This window comes from Sodalis sp. RH14 (assembly GCF_047324285.1).
GTDB lineage: Bacteria > Pseudomonadota > Gammaproteobacteria > Enterobacterales > Enterobacteriaceae > Acerihabitans.
In genome coordinates this window covers 5,495,122-5,513,390 of sequence record NZ_CP178739.1, presented here as the reverse complement: position 1 = coordinate 5,513,390, position 18,269 = coordinate 5,495,122, and the positions used below count along the sequence as shown (strand labels likewise).

At 58.0% G+C, this 18,269-nt stretch carries 16 protein-coding genes; 10 read left to right on the top strand and 6 right to left on the bottom strand.

Going from position 1 to position 18,269, the window contains the following annotated elements; genetic code table 11:
• Nucleotides 1–36 precede the first annotated feature (36 nt).
• The 3 genes from ACL2XQ_RS25105 to ACL2XQ_RS25095 all read left to right on the top strand — a co-directional run bounded on the left by ACL2XQ_RS25105 (nt 37) and on the right by ACL2XQ_RS25095 (nt 3,381).
• Nucleotides 37–654, top strand: a complete 618-nt coding sequence (locus tag ACL2XQ_RS25105; RefSeq protein ID WP_410013056.1) for a TetR/AcrR family transcriptional regulator — start codon at nt 37–39, stop codon at nt 652–654.
• Between the two features lie 253 nt (nt 655–907).
• Entirely contained in the window at nt 908–2,047 is a 1,140-nt protein-coding gene (locus ACL2XQ_RS25100) for a hypothetical protein (protein ID WP_413721658.1), read from the top strand.
• A gap of 182 nt (nt 2,048–2,229) precedes the next feature.
• Nucleotides 2,230–3,381, top strand: coding sequence for a hypothetical protein (locus ACL2XQ_RS25095; protein WP_413739813.1), 1,152 nt, complete (start codon nt 2,230–2,232; stop codon nt 3,379–3,381).
• A gap of 15 nt (nt 3,382–3,396) precedes the next feature.
• Here ACL2XQ_RS25095 and ACL2XQ_RS25090 read toward each other — a convergent pair whose 3' ends face one another.
• Nucleotides 3,397–4,608, bottom strand: coding sequence for an NAD(P)/FAD-dependent oxidoreductase (locus ACL2XQ_RS25090; protein ID WP_413740551.1), 1,212 nt, complete (start codon nt 4,606–4,608; stop codon nt 3,397–3,399).
• A 288-nt stretch (nt 4,609–4,896) separates the two neighbouring features.
• Between ACL2XQ_RS25090 and pitA the strand changes: the two genes are divergently transcribed.
• Complete coding sequence (gene pitA / locus ACL2XQ_RS25085; protein ID WP_410013053.1) at nt 4,897–6,402, top strand: inorganic phosphate transporter PitA; 1,506 nt, start codon at nt 4,897–4,899, stop codon at nt 6,400–6,402.
• An 82-nt stretch (nt 6,403–6,484) separates the two neighbouring features.
• On the opposite strand, the gene uspB is transcribed toward pitA, so the two are convergent.
• Complete coding sequence (gene uspB / locus ACL2XQ_RS25080) at nt 6,485–6,820, bottom strand: universal stress protein UspB (RefSeq protein WP_410013052.1); 336 nt, start codon at nt 6,818–6,820, stop codon at nt 6,485–6,487.
• 583 nt (nt 6,821–7,403) lie between these two features.
• Between uspB and uspA the strand changes: the two genes are divergently transcribed.
• Nucleotides 7,404–7,847, top strand: a complete 444-nt coding sequence (gene uspA / locus ACL2XQ_RS25075) for a universal stress protein UspA (RefSeq protein ID WP_162367300.1) — start codon at nt 7,404–7,406, stop codon at nt 7,845–7,847.
• A gap of 87 nt (nt 7,848–7,934) precedes the next feature.
• Here the strand turns inward: uspA and rsmJ are convergent, their stop codons facing one another.
• Nucleotides 7,935–8,723 carry a 16S rRNA (guanine(1516)-N(2))-methyltransferase RsmJ gene (gene rsmJ, locus ACL2XQ_RS25070; protein ID WP_410013051.1) on the bottom strand — a complete coding sequence of 263 codons (789 nt, stop codon included), beginning with the start codon at nt 8,721–8,723 and terminating at the stop codon, nt 7,935–7,937.
• Nucleotides 8,723–10,765 carry an oligopeptidase A gene (prlC, locus tag ACL2XQ_RS25065; protein ID WP_410013050.1) on the bottom strand — a complete coding sequence of 681 codons (2,043 nt, stop codon included), beginning with the start codon at nt 10,763–10,765 and terminating at the stop codon, nt 8,723–8,725. The genes rsmJ and prlC overlap by 1 nt, the downstream gene beginning before the upstream one ends.
• Before the next feature lie 342 nt (nt 10,766–11,107).
• Between prlC and ACL2XQ_RS25060 the strand changes: the two genes are divergently transcribed.
• A complete protein-coding gene (locus tag ACL2XQ_RS25060; protein ID WP_410013049.1) occupies nt 11,108–11,530 on the top strand; it encodes a DoxX family protein in 423 nt (140 codons plus the stop codon).
• 105 nt (nt 11,531–11,635) lie between these two features.
• Here the strand turns inward: ACL2XQ_RS25060 and ACL2XQ_RS25055 are convergent, their stop codons facing one another.
• A complete protein-coding gene (locus ACL2XQ_RS25055; protein WP_413727522.1) occupies nt 11,636–12,040 on the bottom strand; it encodes an ASCH domain-containing protein in 405 nt (134 codons plus the stop codon).
• A 195-nt stretch (nt 12,041–12,235) separates the two neighbouring features.
• Here ACL2XQ_RS25055 and ACL2XQ_RS25050 point away from each other — a divergent pair, with 195 nt between their 5' ends.
• From ACL2XQ_RS25050 to gorA, 4 genes are all read left to right on the top strand, one after another.
• Entirely contained in the window at nt 12,236–14,452 is a 2,217-nt protein-coding gene (locus ACL2XQ_RS25050) for a glycoside hydrolase (RefSeq protein WP_413739812.1), read from the top strand.
• Nucleotides 14,453–14,716: 264 nt separating this feature from the next.
• Nucleotides 14,717–15,169, top strand: coding sequence for an RcnB family protein (locus ACL2XQ_RS25045; RefSeq protein WP_410013046.1), 453 nt, complete (start codon nt 14,717–14,719; stop codon nt 15,167–15,169).
• Nucleotides 15,170–15,475: 306 nt separating this feature from the next.
• Complete coding sequence (locus ACL2XQ_RS25040; protein WP_410013045.1) at nt 15,476–16,318, top strand: 23S rRNA (adenine(2030)-N(6))-methyltransferase RlmJ; 843 nt, start codon at nt 15,476–15,478, stop codon at nt 16,316–16,318.
• A 174-nt stretch (nt 16,319–16,492) separates the two neighbouring features.
• Nucleotides 16,493–17,845, top strand: coding sequence for a glutathione-disulfide reductase (gene gorA / locus ACL2XQ_RS25035; RefSeq protein ID WP_413721663.1), 1,353 nt, complete (start codon nt 16,493–16,495; stop codon nt 17,843–17,845).
• A gap of 81 nt (nt 17,846–17,926) precedes the next feature.
• On the opposite strand, the gene ACL2XQ_RS25030 is transcribed toward gorA, so the two are convergent.
• On the bottom strand, nt 17,927–18,247 hold the full coding sequence (locus ACL2XQ_RS25030) for a hypothetical protein (RefSeq protein WP_410013043.1): 321 nt from the start codon (nt 18,245–18,247) through the stop codon (nt 17,927–17,929).
• Nucleotides 18,248–18,269 lie beyond the last annotated feature (22 nt).

The following is an 18,269-nucleotide window of genomic DNA, read 5'->3' as shown; positions in this document are numbered from 1 at the left end:
TTGTTTGGGAAACGACCATTTCCTTATAATGGCACAATGAATACAGACACTGTTCCCCACCACGCCCGCAGCCCCGGGCGACCGCGCGGGTTCGCGATGGACCTGGCGCTTGATCAGGCCATCCTGATCTTCAGATCCAAAGGCTACACCGCCGCCTCCATCAGCGATCTGGCCCAGGCGATGGGGTTGTCGGCCGGCAGTATTTACAAAGCCTTCAGCGATAAGCGCACTCTGTTCCTGGCGGCATTCGATCGTTATACGTCCCTGCGTAACGCGGATTTGGCCGACCGGCTCGCCGCCGTCGCCACCGGCCGCGAGCGCCTGCGCACGGTACTGCGGTTTTACGCCGAATCATCCCATGATATTGAAGGACAACGCGGCTGCCTGGTCGTCGGCAGCGCCATCGGGCTGGATACCTTTGATCCGGCACTGGCGGAGGCTGTCGCCGGGACGCTGCGAGGCAATGAAAACCTGCTGGCGGCGCTGATTGATCAGGGCAAGGCCGACGGTTCAATTAAACCCGGCGTTAACAGCGCGGCCGCCGCCAGGATGATGTTAACCATCCTGCTTGGGATGCGGGTGGTGGGGAAAACCGGCCGCTCGCTTGACGACATGGCGGAGCTGGTGGCGCTGGCGTTAAAAATCCTGGATTAAAATACCGGACAGCCCGCCGACAACCCCTTCAGTTGCGGTAAGAGATCAGAGTATTGTTCCAGGCCGGAAAGCTGTCATCATCGCGCCGTGAAATACGCGGCGGCGTCTGTGGCCTGATGCCCGCAGATAACGTTGTCTCAACCCTCTCCCTCTCTTGCCGCAGGGCAAAAACTCTCTCCCGCCAGACTGCTTGCCAGCCCTGTTTTAGCCGTTTAGCTTTAGCTCCACCTTATGACGATAAAAACAGGAACGGATGATGGACCAAATCGCTTCGCCCTATCTCAAGGAATTTATCACCTTGCGCAGCCTGTCGGCACCGCAACCCGCAAAGGCGTTAACCCGGATCGCGAGCCATTTTGCCCGGATACAAAATTGCTGTGAAAGATGCGCGACCCTCTGGGAAAGATGGAATCAGGAAGTCGCTAAAATGGAGGACGGCATGCTGACCGCGCCGCATCCACCGGCAAGGATGCTGCATAGCATGCAGGCCAGATATGACATTGCCGAACGGCTGGTGAGCGCGGCGGACGAGAATATACTTGGCGTCAGCCTGTTAGTAACCGACCTGCACGAAAAACAGCTTCTCGACCATATCTTTGCGCTTGCGGGCAGAAAAAAACAGCATGAACAAAAACCGGAAGAACGCGCAGCGACTCATCTGTTCGCCAAACTACTGATGAGAGGCTTGCTTGATGAATTTTTGCACGCCAAGTTCCACCAGGCACAATTGGAACGAAGCCGCTGCTACGAGCCCCTCCTGAACGGCCTTTATCCGTTTCGTCGCTCGGACGACACGATATTGAAAATAAAAAGCATCAGCGCCGACTCAAAAAAAGTCGTTTCAGGCAAAGTTTACGCCAATGATGGGGTTAAACCGTTTATAACCTCGACAACGGCGCCCTTGGCGAGATTGAAATTATATGCGCAGGTTATGTTGCGCCATGCAGCATTGGATAAACCGTCGCGACCGGAGGCGGAGGCGGCGCCACAGTGGAGGGTGATGGCGCGCAGCCCGATCGCTAAGGATACCTGCGTAGGCGTGCTGTCAGGGACGCTGGTCGATGAATATCTTATGGCGCACCGGCAGTTTTTCAATATGGAATATATCGTCGATATTTCAGTGTGTGGCGGGCCTGACACTTATCTGGACAGTGATGGCATTTTGGCGAAAATAAGGGCCGGTTTCGCTTACGACGATCCCAGGGCTGCGCATAAGCCCGCAGCGAAAAGCTGCAATGTCGAGGCGGCCAAATTTTTGGCGGAACTGGCGGATGGCAGGAAAATTTATGTATTGGCGATATTTGCCTTAAGGAACATCGCCGCCGGTGAGGAACTGCGTATTTATTCCCTGACGCCGCCGGAATATAACACCACTGCCGATAACAGAACCTGATGAACAATAGCGGCTAAACGCGAAGCCGCGAACCCGGCGCGGGGAAAAATCTTATGTCAGCCGGCCTTGTTGTGCCGCGTATCCCCTCCCGATAAGCTCCGTATGAAAGCCACGTCCATGGCTTACCGGCTGTAAAGCAGAGAAGCGACGCGCAGCAATGATGATAGGGAGGTCCACTTAGTATGTACAATATTCATTCCCCCGGCGGCCCACCCGCCATACATTCCCTCCCGGCGGGCAAGGTCCGTCGGCCAGGCGGGCTGTCCAGGCTAACCAGTCACCTGAAGGTGGCGGAGAACTGCTGTGACCGGTGCCGCCCGGTTTGGCGCCAGTGGCATGCCATTCTGGAAAGTACCTTGCGTAAGGCGGGTGAAAAGGAAAAGCACCCCTATCGCGCGGTCAGTATCGGGCTGCAGTGTGTCCGGGCATTGGCTGACAAATTGATGACGCCGCAAGACCATGCCGCGCTTGCAGGAATGAGCATACACGTTAACCGCCGCCATGGTTTGAATTGGAGTGCGCGGTTGCACGCGCTTAAATTAGTGGATGGCCGGGCCGGGCAACCGCCCGACCAGGCCAGTGAAGAAGAATGCGCGGCGACGCATTTGATTGCCCGGGTGTTTATGAACGGCGTGCTGACCCACTTTATGAAAAGCGAGATCCGCAGCACCATCATTGCCAGGAACAGAAGTTATCACACCGGTCTCGATGCCCTGCCGCCCTATCGGGACGTGGACGGCAATGCCGTGACGATCATCCATCTCAACCGTTTCTCGCTGGCGACCACCGCCAATAACCGCTATGCCAATGACCAGGTAGTGCCCTTTGCCAGCGGAGATGTGAGCGGCGCCGATCGGGCCGCGCTTTATGCAGGCTTGTTGCAGTGCCGTAAGCTCACCAGGCACGATGTGCCGGCGCGGGAAAAATCCCTTATCGGCCAATGGGGGGTGATGGCCGCCAGGCCGTTGGCGAAAGGGACGTGCGTGGGAATCTACGCCGGTGTCCTGGTACCGGAAGGGGTGTGCGACAAAACCGTTTTCGATCATGACTATCTGATATCCATAGCGGCCGATGATCAGGAAGAGGAGATCATTCTTGACGGCGACGGCATCATATCCAAAATAAACACCCTGGTTGAATATGACGAGCATGGCCGTCCCTGTCGCCAGGCGCGATCCGGCTATAATGTGGAAATGGCCCGGTTTCCGGCGATTCTGGCGAATAAGCGCACGGTATCGGTTATCGCGGTGTTCACGCTGGCTGATATCCCCGCAGGCGTGGAACTGCGCTGTAACTACAAGTACCGGGATCATGAGATCAGGCGGCTGCGTTAAGTCACCGCGTGGCCCTCAGGCAGGGTTATGGCGTTCCGCGGCCCCCAGCGCCTGCGCGCAGGCCCACGCCGAGCTCCAGGCCCATTGGAAGTTATAGCCGCCCAGCCAGCCTATCACATCCACCACCTCGCCGATAAAATACAGTCCCGGCACCTGCCGGCTTTCCATGGTTTTGGACGAGAGATAGCGGGTATCCACGCCGCCCTGGGTGACCTCGGCGGTGCGATAGCCCTCGGTGCCGTTCGGCTGCACCCGCCACTGCTGCAGGGCCAGAACCCAATCGGCCTGCTGGCGGTGGGTGAGCTGTTTTAGCGTGCATTCCGGAATGGCCAGCAGGGCGAACCACATCTCGACAAAACGACGCGGCAACAGTTTTGCCAGGGTGTTTTTCAGGCTTTGGTTGGGGTGTTCGCGCAATTCAGCCGCCAGGAACGTGGCTAAATCGGTATCAGGCAGCAGGTTAAGCGTCAGGTACTCGCCGCTTTGCCAGAAGCTGGAAATCTGCAATATGGCGGGTCCCGACAGTCCACGATGGGTAAACAGCAGGTTTTCCCGGAACGAGACGCCGTTTTCAGCAACGACCACCGCGGGCACGCCGATGCCGGACAGCACGCTTAACTGTTCCAGCAGGGGCTTATGCAGGGTAAAAGGCACCAGCGCGGCGCGGGTGGGGATGACCGGCAGTCCGAACTGTTGGGCAATTTTATAACCGAAGGGCGTGGCGCCCAGGCCGGGCATGGACAGGCCGCCTGTCGCGATCACCAGGCGGCCGGTTTTGATGGCGCCGCCCGGCAGGGTCAGGAAAAAATCATCGCCGCGTTTTTCCACGGCCCCTACCTCGCTGCGACACCGCAGCGTCACCTGGCCCAATTCGCACTCCTTGAGCAGCAAATCCACCACCTGCTGCGCCGAGTCGTCGCAAAAAAGCTGGCCGAGGGTTTTTTCATGCCAGGCGATGCCGTATTGCTGCATCAGGGCAATAAAGTCCCACTGGGTATAACGCGACAGGGCGGACTTGCAGAAATGCGGATTTTGCGAGAGGAACGCCGCCGGCTCGACATACAAATTGGTGAAATTACAGCGGCCGCCGCCGGACATGAGAATTTTCCGTCCCGGCTTTTTGCCGTTATCCAGCAGCAATACCCTGCGGCCCAGCCGGCCGGCCTGCGCGGCGCAAAACATGCCCGCGGCGCCGGCGCCGATCACCACTACGTCAAACTGTTCCACCATACTTGCTCTCTGCTTATGCCTGCTTAATCATGAAAAAGGGCGTCCGTCCGGCTATTGTGCGTTCCACGCGGGGGCCGATTGTAATGTCCCCGGTGGCCTTATGCCAACGTAACAGGATGATAAAATCAGTAAGCATAGTTATCCTCATGATTTTACAGAGTAAAGTGCGGACAAGCCCGCGCAGTGCTGACAGAAATGTCATAAAAAGGTCATATTTCTCTTTTCCACGGCCCCTGTTGTCGCAGATAATGCGCCCCGTTCATGTCCAATCTATGGCGTAACCCTATGCTACATCTATTTACCGGCCTGGAGTTTCATACCGGTCTTATGCTGGTGCTCGCATTGATTTTTGTCCTGGTATATGAAGCCATCAACGGGTTTCATGATACCGCCAATGCGGTAGCAACCGTAATCTACACACGTGCCCTGCGCTCGCAGCTGGCCGTGGGCATGTCGGGAATCTTCAATTTTCTCGGCGTACTGCTCGGCGGCCTGAGCGTGGCGTATGCCATCGTGCATCTGCTGCCGGTCGACCTGTTGCTAAACGTCAGCTCCACCCACGGCCTGGCAATGATGTTTTCCATGCTGCTGGCGGCCATTATCTGGAACCTGGGAACCTGGTACTTCGGTTTGCCGGCCTCCAGCTCGCATACCTTGATTGGCGCCATTATCGGCATCGGCCTGACCAACGCCATGGTAACCGACTCGTCGGTGCTGGACGCGCTGAATATCCCGAAGCTTATCGAGATCTTCCTGTCGCTGATCATTTCGCCCATCGTCGGGCTGGTGGTGGCCGGTATCATGGTCTTCGCGCTGCGCCGTTACTGGAGCAGCACCCCGAAACGGCGCCGCATTCATTTGACGCCGGCGGAGCGGGAGAAGAAAGACGGCAAACGCAAACCGCCGTTCTGGACCCGCACTGCGCTTATCCTGTCGGCCGCCGGGGTGAGTTTTGCCCACGGCGCCAATGACGGACAGAAAGGTATCGGCCTGATCATGCTGGTATTGATAGGCGTCGCGCCGGCCGGGTTCGTGGTGAATATGAATTCCACCGGCTATGATATCGCCCGCACCCGCGACGCGGTCGGCAACCTGCAGCAATTTTACCTGCAGCATCAAGGCGCCCTGCCGCAGGTGGTTAACGCCGAACCGCCGGCGATTCCGACGCCGGATGTCAACGCCCTGCCGTCCACGCCGGCCGAGTTTCACTGCGACAGTTCCCGGGCGCTGCTGGCCATCACCCGCGCCATGGCGCTGCTGGATAATTTGCAGAGCTACGATAAGATCACGCCCTTCGAGCGCGCGCATGTGCGCCGCCTGTTGATGTGCGTCGCCGATACCGCGGACCGGACCGCCAAGCTGCCGCAAACCACCGGCGAAGATAAACGCTTCCTGAATAATTTGCGTAAGGATCTGCTGGCAACCGTGGAGTACGCGCCGCTGTGGATTATCGTTGCCGTGGCGCTGGCCTTGTCGCTGGGCACCATGATTGGCTGGCGGCGCGTTGCCACCACCATCGGCGAAAAGATCGGCAAGAAGGGCATGACCTACGCGCAGGGACTGTCGGCGCAGATGACCGCCGCCGTGTCCATCGGCGCCGCCAGCTATACCGGCATGCCGGTTTCCACCACCCATGTATTGTCCTCCGCGGTGGCGGGCACCATGCTGGTGGACGGCGGCGGCGTCCAGGGTAAGACCGTGCAAAATATCCTGCTGGCGTGGGTACTCACCCTGCCGGTGGCTATCGTGCTCTCGGGTAGTCTTTACTGGCTGGCATTGAAGCTGATTTAACGCATCCGGCAGGCGTAGTGAAAAGGGCGGCCTGCGGGTCGCCTTTTTAATTGTTTGATTCCCAGCACGGTTTCTTTACGTCTCAGTGCCAGATAGCCAGGGCAATCAGGCTGACGACGATGAATCCGCACAGCGCGCTGGTCAGCATAAATTGCCGGCGCACCCGCTCGCAGCGGCGGATAAATTCCGGATCGTGATGATCGAGATACCGCTGGGCAATGATGTAGCGTACCAGCCTGAGCTGCTTGCTGGGCTGTCCGTGCGCGGTGAAAAACCCGCCGCCGTCCACGTACTGGTAGAGCAGCGGATCGCACCCCCGCAGTACCACCAACAATGCCCGCAACGATGAGTAATAACGCGCCATATTAACGACACAGACGACACATAAAGCCCAGAAAAGCGCAACGGTGTTGATCATAAATCCCCCCCGGCAACGCGACTCCACACAACCTTCCGACATCCGGGCCGGCAGCGGTTTACGCGCGATAGCAACTAACCACAGAGCTGAAGAAGCCCACCCCAAAAATTGATATAACCGAGAATGGATATACGCAGTAAAAATACTGCCGGACCTTGCAATATTGAGTGTAGAAAAGTTTGTCTAAAGAAAGCAATCGAAGCGACAAAAATTGTTCTTTTAGCCGGTTTTTTTTCAGCAACGCGACCGCGCCTTGCCGGGTCACCCCGGCATACGGGCTACGTCGCATCCTCCCCGGATAATGCGCGATGCCCTTTCTAATAAAAGCTATACTAAATTTAGTGCGTTGAAAAATTAATAATTATAATTCAATTATGTTAGTTATTGCTGTTAAGGTTTTACCGCCGGAGTATCGCCCCAGCCGAAAATGCTGGGCGGGTTGATAAATATCATACGGATAGGTGTGATCACGGCATCACTTCTGGAACGCCGCCGAGTGTTAAACTTAAGGCGTCACAGACATGCCGGATGAGTACCCACGTCGCGCGGAGTTAACGAGTGACATTTTGCAAGGAGTCTGATTATGTCTTATAAACACATCCTTATCGCCGTTGACCTTTCACCGGAAAGCAATGTGTTGGTGGAAAAAGCAGTATCGATGGCCAGACCGTACAACGCGAAGATTTCGTTGATCCATGTTGACGTCAATTATTCCGATCTCTATACCGGACTTATCGACGTCAATCTCGGGGATATGCAAAAACGCATCTCCGAGGAAACCCAAAATGCGATGACGCAGCTGTCGCAGAACGCCCATTATCCGATTGCCGAAATCCTCAGCGGCAGCGGCGATTTAGGCCAGGTGCTGGTGGATGCCATCAATAAGTACGATGTCGATCTGGTCCTGTGCGGACATCATCAGGATTTCTGGAGCAAGCTGATGTCGTCGGCCCGCCAGCTGATCAACACCGTCCATGTGGATATGCTGATCGTGCCGTTGAACGACGAAGAAGTCTACGAGGATTAAGCGTGTTGATGCGCACAGCCTCCGCCCTGCGGGGCGGGGGCCGGCGCATGCATGGTTTCACCCCGATATTGCGCCTCTCCGGCGGGTTTAATCCGCCGTAACCTGTTGCTCTGCGGGGATTGCTTGCGGGGTATAGATATCGAAACGATGATTTTTTGTGGTGATATGGGCCTGGGCGGCAATGCCCGCCAGCGGCGGAGCATAGTCCGGGCGTTTGACCACCACCCGCCGGGTCGCCAGCGCGCGCGCGGGTAGAAGCAGTTCGTCGGCGTCCTCGTCGGCGCCCACCAGCGATTGAAACACCCGCATCTCTTTTTTAACCAGCGCGCTTTTCTGCCGGTGCGGAAACATCGGATCAAGATAAACCGCATCCGGACGCGGCCGCAGCCCGGTTAACCCGATCAGGCTGGAGCCGTGCACCAGCGTCAGGCGCTCACGCAGCCATGTCCCCACCTCCGGGTCGTCATAGGCCCGTTGCAGCCCGTCGTCCAGCAGCGCCGCCACCACGGGATGGCGCTCGAACATGCGCACACGGCAGCCGAGGGACGCCAGGACAAACGCATCGCGCCCCAGGCCCGCCGTCGCGTCCACCACGTCCGGCAGCGTTTTACCCTTTACACCCACCGCCCGGGCGATGGCTTCGCCGCGTCCGCCGCCGAAGCGGCGGCGATGTGCCATTACCCCGCCGGTAAAATCGACGAAGATGGCGCCGAGCTTCGGCTCATCGCGCTTGCGCAGCTCAAGGCGCTCCGGCGTCAGCACCAGTTCCATCACCGCCGACGCATCGTGCAGCAGGCCCCAGCGTTCAGCCAGGGCCGCTAAACGCGCCTTGTCCACGCCCGGTTCACAACGCAGCGCCAGCGGCTCCAGCGGCATTATCCGCGGATACCGTAATGATGCAGCATGGCGTCCAGCTCGGGTTCACGGCCGCGGAAACGGACAAACAGCGCCATCGGCTCCTCGGAACCGCCGCGCGAGAGAATATTGTCCAGGAACGACTGGCCGGTTTGCCGATTGAAGATCCCCTCTTCCTCAAAGCGCGACCAGGCGTCCGCCGCCAGCACGTCGGCCCAGAGATAGCTGTAGTAGCCCGCCGCGTAACCGCCGGCGAATATATGGCTGAACGCATGGGGGAAACGGCTCCATTCCACCGCCGGCATGACCGCCACCTGCTGTTTCACCTCCGCCAGCGTTTGCAGGATGCGCGCGCCCTGTTCCTGGCTGTATTCGAAATGCATGCGGAAATCAAACAGGCCGAATTCCAGCTGGCGCAGGATAAACAGGGCCGCCTGGTAATTTTTCGCCGCCAGCAGCTTATCCAGCATGGCTTTGGGCAACGGCTCGTGGGTTTCATAATGGCCGGAGATAAAGGCCAGCGCCTCGGGCCGCCAGCAGAAGTTTTCCATAAACTGGCTGGGCAGTTCCACCGCGTCCCAGGGCACACCGCTGATGCCGGCAACCCCGGGAGTGTCGATGCGGGTCAGCATATGATGCAAGCCGTGGCCGAATTCGTGGAACAGGGTGGTGACCTCGTCGTGGGTAAACAGCGCCGGCTTGCCGCTGACCGGGCGGTTAAAATTGCAGGTCAGGTAGGCCACCGGCTTTTGCAGGCTGCCGTCGGCTTTGCGCAGCATGCCGACGCAATCGTCCATCCAGGCACCGCCGCGCTTATTGTCGCGGGCATATAAATCCAGGTAGAAACTACCGCGCAGCTCGCCCTGTTCGTCGAACAAATCGAAAAAACGCACCTCGGGATGCCAGGTATCCACATCCGTACGCTCCTCGGCGGTGATGCCATAGATGCGGTTCACCACCTCAAACAGGCCGTTTACCACCCGCTGCTCGGGGAAATAAGGCCGCAGCTGCTCATCGCTGATGGCGTAAAGATGTTGTTTTTGCTTTTCGCTATAGTAGGTAATATCCCAGGGATTTAACGCATCGCGGCCGTGGTGTTTGGCCGCGAAGGCGCGCAGCTGCTCCAGTTCCTGCTCGCCCTGCGGACGGGCGCGCCGGGCCAGATCGGTGAGAAAATCCAGCACCTGCTGCGGATTTTGCGCCATTTTGGTCGCCAGGGACTTATCGGCATAGCTGGCGAAACCCAGCAGTTGGGCGAATTCGTGCCGCAGCGCCAGGATTTCCTCCATGATCGGGCCGTTGTCCCATTTGCCGGCGTTGGGACCCTGGTCGGAGGCGCGGGTGACATAGGCGCGGTACAGTTCTTCACGCAGGGCGGCGTTATCGCAATACGTCATCACCGGCAGATAGCTGGGGATATCAAGGGTAATCAGCCAGCCTTCCTGCCCCTTCGCCTCCGCCTGGGCGCGGGCCGCGGCCAGCGCGCTTTCCGGCATGCCGCCGAGTTCGCCTTCGTCGGTAATCAGCTTGCTCCACCCCATGGTGGCGTCCAGCACATTATTGCTATAGGCCGAACCCAGCTCCGACAGGCGCGCGGCAATCTCGCCATAGCGCTTTTGTTTCTCGGGTGAAAGGCCGATCCCCGACAGCTCGAAGTCGCGCAGGGCGTTATCAACCGCTTTTTTTTGCGCCACGCTCAGCTCATCGTAGTATTCGCCGTTGCGCAAATCGCGATACGCGTCGTACAACCCCTTGTTCTGGCCCACCCAGGTACTGTATTCCGACAATAACGGCAGGCTTTGCTCATAGGCTTCGCGCAGCTCCGGGCTGTTCTGCACCGCGTTCAGATGGCCGACCGGCGACCAGATGCGGCCCAGGCGATCGTCCGCTTCCGCAAGCGGCTGGCATAAGGTGTCCCAGGTATACGGACCCGATAGCGCAACGATGCGCTCAACGGTCTGTCGGCAGTCGGCAAGGGCGGATTTTACCGCCGGGACGATATGCTCAGGAAGAATGGCGGAAAACGGCGGCAAGGAAAATGGAGTCAACAACGGATTTGTCATAGCGCGGCCCTGATCATTGTTTAAAAGATATGAAAGTAACATGAGGCTAACTATAGCGAAAATCAATGGCGGGCAACGGAATGTGTTATGCCGTTAACGCCGCCGACGGCTAACGGCCCGTGGAAAATAGCGGCGGCGCGGGGAGAGAACAGCGCGGTTGCCGCCCCACACCCCAGGCTGAGGGATGCCAATATGCCCCGCGGCCGTAGGGGAAATTTATTTTCGTTATTGCTGCTATTTGGTTGATCTGGCTCATTTAAGCGGTGGGCTTTTGTCGCTGAAAAGAGTAATAATGGTTACAACGATAATCATTCAAATTTATTGCAAATGGGATGGTGTAAAATGATTGCTGCTTTTAACCGTATGCTGGATAAACCGGATTTAGGAAGATTAGTGCTGCGCGTCGCTTTTGGCGGCATGATGATGCTTCATGGCATCCATAAAGCGATCTATGGTATTGACGGTATCGTCGGCATGGTGGAGCGGCACGGCATGCCGGCGTTTGTTGCCTACGGTGTGTTTCTCGGCGAGATAGTGGTGCCGGTGCTGTTTATCCTCGGCATCCTGGTACGCCCCGCCGCGCTGGTATTTTGTTTTACCATGCTCTTTGCCTGGCTGATTACCAATCCGGGCATGATATTGACCCTGGACAAAGTGGGCGGCTGGGGTTTTGAGGTTATCGCCGTTTACCTGTTCGCCGGCATCGCCATAGCGCTGTTGGGCTGCGGCCGGTATAGCGTGATGAGCAATCCTAACCTGCGTTAAACGCCCGCCCCCGCCGGCTTGGATGGCCGGCAAGGCATGGCGCCGTGCGGGAAATACCCCGCCATCCCGGCCCGGGGACGGCGGCTGCGGGCGATATGCCGTTTTTCATTGAAGTCTTTCTATCAGCGTGAATTGCTCGAATACCAGCAGCATCTCCGGTGAAAAGCCGCCCTCGCGCTGAAAAAAATCCCGATGCGCCGCCCGCCAGTAGTCCAGGCTCTTATCTCCCTCGCCTTCCAGGGCGGCCATGTCGGCGGTCACGTCGCAATAACGCACCAACCGTTGCGCCACGGTGCGGATGACGCAGGCGGGATTGTCGGCGCCGTCCAGTATCACATGATAACCGCCGACAGCCGGGGCCCCGTCCTGCCGGAAAGCGGTATAAGAACAGCAGGACGCGGTTTTTTCGCCGCGCAGGACCAGGGCCAGCAGAGTATCGGCCATCTCGGCGCTGTCGCCAAAAGCCCAGAATTGGGCGCCGGGATAACGGTCCGCAAGAACAATCCGCATGATAACCCCATCCTTTCAATAAATTACCTGGAAAAAATTTAAACGATCCATTAACAGAAAAGCCGTATTGAGTAAAGTAAATGGCATTGCCACGCCGCCATGCTAGGGTTCACGACATCGCCAAATCCGGCTGAAGCAACACAAGCATTCCCCCTATAAATATAAAATAGTAACGCGGTATTCCGAGGTGACATCATGAACAAGACGCCCCGCCTCGCCGGGCAATGGCATTGCCTGGCCAAAAGCGTGACCTGCGGCCTGTTACTGCTGGCGGGATCGGCCAGCGCGTTAACCTTGCAACGCGATGACATGATCTTTACCGTCGACCCGTCCACGCTTGCCGTCCGTATCGGCAATATGCCCGTAAATCAGCCGCAGGCGCCGGAGAAAGTCACTGCATTGAGCCACGGCCCCACCCAGGCCAGCTGGCACTGGCCGCAGCGCGCAATGAACGTCGCCCTGCGGCTGGGGGAAAACGAATTATATCTCGATTTCACGACCGCCAAGCCACAGCGCTTTACCTGGTTTTCCCTGCCCGAGCCGGTGGAAACACTGCTGTTGCCGCTGGCCGAAGGCAGCCGGGTGTCACTTAGGGATCCGCACTGGCAACAGTATCTGTTGGGCGAGATGTCATCGCTCAATACCAATATGGATTTAAAACTGCCGTTATGGAGCCAGTTGCAGGGCGGCCAGGTCGTCAGTTGGCTCTTACTCACGCCGATGCATAATGAGGTGGCATTTTCCGGCGCAGAAACCGCGGTGAAGATGGTCGCCGCGCATGAATTCAATCGATTTAATCAACATCAGCCTTTGCAGGTCCTGCTTTATGCGGGGCGTTCAGAGCTTTCCGGCGCCTTGCGCTATCGGCAATATCTGCAGCAAACCGGTCAGTTCACATCATTACAGGATAAAATCCGCCTGGCGCCGGAGGGCGAAAAACTGATCGGGGCCACCCATGTTTATCTATGGGGCAACGGCCCGCTCGATGTGTCCGATGTTATTGACTGGCCCGGACTGGCGCTGTATCTGCAATCGCCAGGGGGATTATCCCTGTGGGATAAAATCGATAAAGAGGGCAGGCAAACCCTTGAGACCGTTAAAACCCGGATTCCGCAGCCATGGCAGCAAGCCTCGCTGACCGCCGCGCTGAACGCAGCCTTAATCGACAGCGTTCCTGTTAACGCCACGCCCGATGATCCTGATTTCCTGCCGGCGCAGCAGGCACAGGCCAACGCCATACGCCGGCTCGCCGAACAGCGCCTGGGCCCCTTTCTTGCCCCTGCCGCAGCCTGGGGCCAGGGGTTAAGCACGCCATTGATAACCGCATTGCATCAGGCGGGGCTGCCGCGGTTATGGCTGGCAACGGAAAAGTGGACCGCTAATTTTATGGCGGCGCGGGCGGTGGCGCTGGCAAAAAAATCAGGCTATCTGATCGCCACCTATGATTCATACGATACGGCTATCCCGCGCGGCGTTAATGACAGCTGGTTAAGCGCGCAGATACCCGCGGCGCTGCGCGAAAACTGCGCCATCGTGGAAGCGCATGGCGGCAAAAAGCCCGGTTTTGGCCAAAAAGGGTATTATCTTAACCCCAGCTGTATGCTGTCCTTTTCGCAGCGAAGAATAAGCGAACTGATGCATCTGGGGAATCTGAACAGCCTGTTCCTGGATGTCGACGGCACCGGCATGGCCTCGGATGACTATCATCCGGTCCACCCGAGCGGCGCGCAGCACACCATTGCCGCCCGCAATGCCCGCATGGCCTGGTTTAATACCACCTTTAAACTGCCCTTGGGATCAGAGGACGGCAACGCGGCCAATGCCGGTCAGCTGATGTTTGCGCATGGCACCCAGACCTGGGGATTTGGCTGGGGCCGCAAGGATATGTATCAGGATCGCCGTTCCCCCTGGTATCTCGGCGCCTGGTGGCCGGATGCCCAGCCGGCATTCTTTTTTGCCCCGGCAAAGGTGAAGGAGCCTTATCGCAGCGTTGTATTCGACCCGCGCAATCGTATCCCGCTTTATCAGGCCGTTTTTCACGATGCCCTTATCAGCAGCCATCACTGGCACACCGACAACCTCAAATTAAGCGAGGTGACAACGACCCGGACCTTGCTTAGCGGGCTGTATAACACGGCACCGATGTATCATCTTAATCGCGCCACGCTCGCCGCCAGACTACCGGAAATACTCAAAACGGATGCTGTCTTCCGCCCGCTGCATACCGCACTGTGGAATCAAGCGCTGACGGGTTTCCGCTGGCTGGACGACGCCGGCTGGGTGCAGCAAACCACGTTTAGCGACGGGTCGGTGATTGTCGCCAACTTCAGCCAAAGCGCCTTTGCGGATATTCCCGCCCAAGGCCTGCGCGCAACCCTGGCCGACGGCCGGATACTGGATTTTCAAGGATAGCGTCATGCGTAACGCCTAAGGAAGCCGGTTCCTTCCCGCGGCATCACCACCGGGGCCGGACACTATGCCGCGCGCGTTTAACCATGGCTTATAGCCGGGGGGCGCCCGCATTACCTTCACATATGTAAGGAATGCGATAAGGGCGGTAAATCATTGTCAGTAGGGCATTTTTTTAAGATATTTCCTGATGTCGTCCCGTCTGATCTCGCTGATAGTGTGCTTACTGGCTTGGCGAAGCAGTCGCTTAATTGAGGGTGACAAAAAATGAAAAAATCTACGCTGCTAATGGTAATCACATTAATTTCAGCAAGCGCCTGCCTCCCGACAGCGTCATACGCCGACGGTCCCGGCGGACACGACGGCCAGGATTGGCAGCCCCGCAACGGGGGCGGCGACCATCACGGTAATGGCGGCCCGGGCGGACAAGGCGGCCATGACAACCGGGGCGGCCATGATAACCGGGGCCATGGCGACCGGGGCGGCCCGCGCGGCCGTGAACGCGACCATTTCGCCTGGAACGGCCATGATTTCAGGCGCGGACATCCGGTACCGCGCTATTACCGCGAACATTACCGCGTTGATGACTGGCGTAGCCGTGGCCTGTACGAGCCGCCCAGAGGCGAGCAATGGGCCTATATCGACGGTAATTATGTACTGATGGCGGTGGCGACCGGAGTGATAACGTCCATTATCGTCGGCAGCATGCTGCATAACTAACGCCTTTTCCTGCCGATGGGTTAACGCCCATCGGCAGGCTTTACCTGGTTTTCCCCCTCGTTTTCCCCCGCTCTGGCGCTATCCAGGCATAAAAAAGCCCGCAGGTCGCGGGCAATGCTTTTCCCTTTTTATCCCCAAGGCGGTTTATACTAGCGCCCATGATATGCTGTGCCCTGTAGCGCGCCCCGTACCTGTCTTGCCGTTAGGGCCGTAAATCTTCAGCACCGCAACGACGCACAGTAGTCACTTTCGGTAACGCACTGATTATACTGTAAATAACAACATCATCTGAAAGCGCAAAACACTATGTTAAGTTATCGCCACAGTTTTCATGCCGGTAATCACGCCGATGTGCTGAAACACACCGTCCAGAGTCTGATCCTGACGGCCATGAAGGAAAAAGAAAAACCTTTCCTTTATCTTGATACCCATGCGGGCGCCGGGCGCTATTTGCTCAGCAGCGAGCGCGCCGAACGCACCGGGGAATACCTGGATGGCATCGGCAAGATCTGGCAGCGGGACGATTGTCCGGCGCTGCTGGACCCCTACCTGACGGTAATCCGTCATTATAACCGCAGCGGTACCCTGCGTTATTACCCCGGCTCGCCGCTGATTGCGCGCCAGATGCTGCGCGCGCAGGACAAGCTGCACCTGACGGAACTGCATACCAGCGATTATCCGCTGCTGCGCAATGAGTTCCAGAAAGACGCGCGCGCCGAAGTATTGCGCGCCGACGGTTATGCCCAGTTGAAATCCCAACTGCCGCCGCAGAGCCGGCGCGGGATGATCCTGATGGACCCGTCCTATGAGCTGAAATCCGATTATCCCGACGTAGTGTCCGGCATTGAGGAGGGCTACAAGCGTTTCGCCACCGGCATTTACGCCCTGTGGTATCCGGTGGTGCTGCGCCAGCATGTGAAAAAAATCCTGGCATCGCTTGAGAAAACCGGCATCCGCCGCATCCTGCAAATCGAACTGGCGGTCAGGCCGGACAGCGACCAGCGCGGCATGACCGGCTCGGGCATGATTGTGATCAATCCGCCGTGGATGCTGGAGCAACAGATGACCGAGCTGTTGCCCTGGCTGCACCAGGCGCTGGTGCCCACCGGACACGGCCATACGCTGGTGCGCTGGGTGGTTCCGGAATAACCGCGGGCGAATCCGGCGGCGCCCGGGCGGCGGCCAACGCCGGGCCAACGCCCAGGCCGGCGCATTGCCACGGCGCCCCACTCTGCGCCTATCGGAGGGATTGATGCAAACTTTGCGACAAATGCGTTTTGCGCGTTAAACTTGTGCCCATCAAAAGACCAAAAGGGAATCCTGATGACCAGACATTACGACTATCTTGCTATTGGCGGCGGCAGCGGCGGTATCGCCTCGATTAACCGTGCCGCATCGTACGGCCGGAAGTGCGCGCTGATCGAGGCCAAATATCTTGGCGGCACCTGCGTCAATGTCGGTTGCGTCCCGAAAAAAATCATGTGGCACGCGGCGCAAATCGCCGAAGCGATCAAGCTCTACGGTCCGGATTATGGTTTCGACACCACCATTAACCATTTTGACTGGCAGACCCTGGTCAAGAGCCGCAGCGCCTATATCGACCGCATCCATCAGTCCTACGAACGGGTGCTGGGCAATAACAACGTCGATGTTATCGAGGGTTTCGCCACCTTTGTTGACGCGCATACCGTAGCAGTCAACGGCGAACACATCACCGCCGATCATATTCTGATCGCGACCGGCGGACGCCCCAGCCATATCGATATCCCCGGCGCCGAATACGGTATCGATTCCGACGGTTTTTTCGCGCTGGACGCCATGCCGCAGCGCGTGGCGGTGGTCGGCGCCGGTTATATCGCGGTGGAGCTTGCCGGGGTGGTGAATGCGCTGGGCGCGCAGACCCATTTGTTTGTGCGTAAGCACGCGCCGCTGCGCACCTTCGATCCGCTGGTGGTGGATACGCTGGTGGAAATCATGCAGGCGGAAGGCCCGAACCTGCATACCGGCTCCATTCCCGAAACCATTGTGAAAAACCAGGACGGCAGCCTGACGCTGACGCTGGAAAACGGCCAGGTATTTACCGTCGACGCGCTGATTTGGGCCATCGGGCGCGAGCCGTCCACTGATAACCTCAACCTGGCCGCGGCCGGGGTGGAAACCGACAGCAACGGCTATATCCGGGTGGATAAATACCAGAATACCAATGTCCAGGGCATCTACGCCGTCGGCGACAATACCGGCGCGGTGGAACTGACCCCGGTGGCGGTGGCCGCGGGTCGCCGCCTGTCGGAACGCTTGTTTAACGGCAAGCCGGAAGAACATCTGGATTACAATCTCATCCCAACCGTCGTGTTCAGCCATCCGCCCATCGGCACCATCGGCCTGACCGAGCCGGAAGCGATCGCCAAATACGGTGAAAAACAGATCAAGATATACAAAACAGCGTTTACCTCCATGTACACCGCCGTGACAAGCCATCGCCAGCCATGCAGGATGAAGCTGGTGTGCCTGGGGCCGGAGGAAAAAATTATCGGCCTGCACGGCATCGGCCTGGGCATGGATGAGATCCTTCAGGGCTTTGCCGTGGCCATGAAGATGGGCGCCACCAAGCGTGATTTTGATAATACCGTGGCGATTCATCCCACCGCGGCGGAAGAATTGGTCACCATGCGATAAGGCTATACCCCATCGTCCCATCCCGGTAAAAATCCGGAAAACGCGTTCACTGGCGATAGATCTCCTGATCTACCGCCAGTGTCATTTTCCGGCACCGCCATGGAAACGCCCGAACGCGCGGGCGCACACCAGCGCCATTAACAGCGCGCCAAGGCCGGCGGCGCCCGCGTCCGCCATAGCGCGTAGAGTGAAAGATCCCACCTGGTAAATCAAAAAATAGGCCAGCGCCACATTGAATGCCCCCCACAACACATTAACGGTTGCCGATGACAGCCCCTGGCCCGGCGGCGTGGCAAAGGGACTTTGGAAAGACCGCCCCATCATTCCGCTGACCAAATGTGGAATCGCGTTGGCGACAACGGCTCCGCCCAAGAAATACGACAGGTAGTGATACCACGGCATGCGGGGATCCTCCAATGGTCAT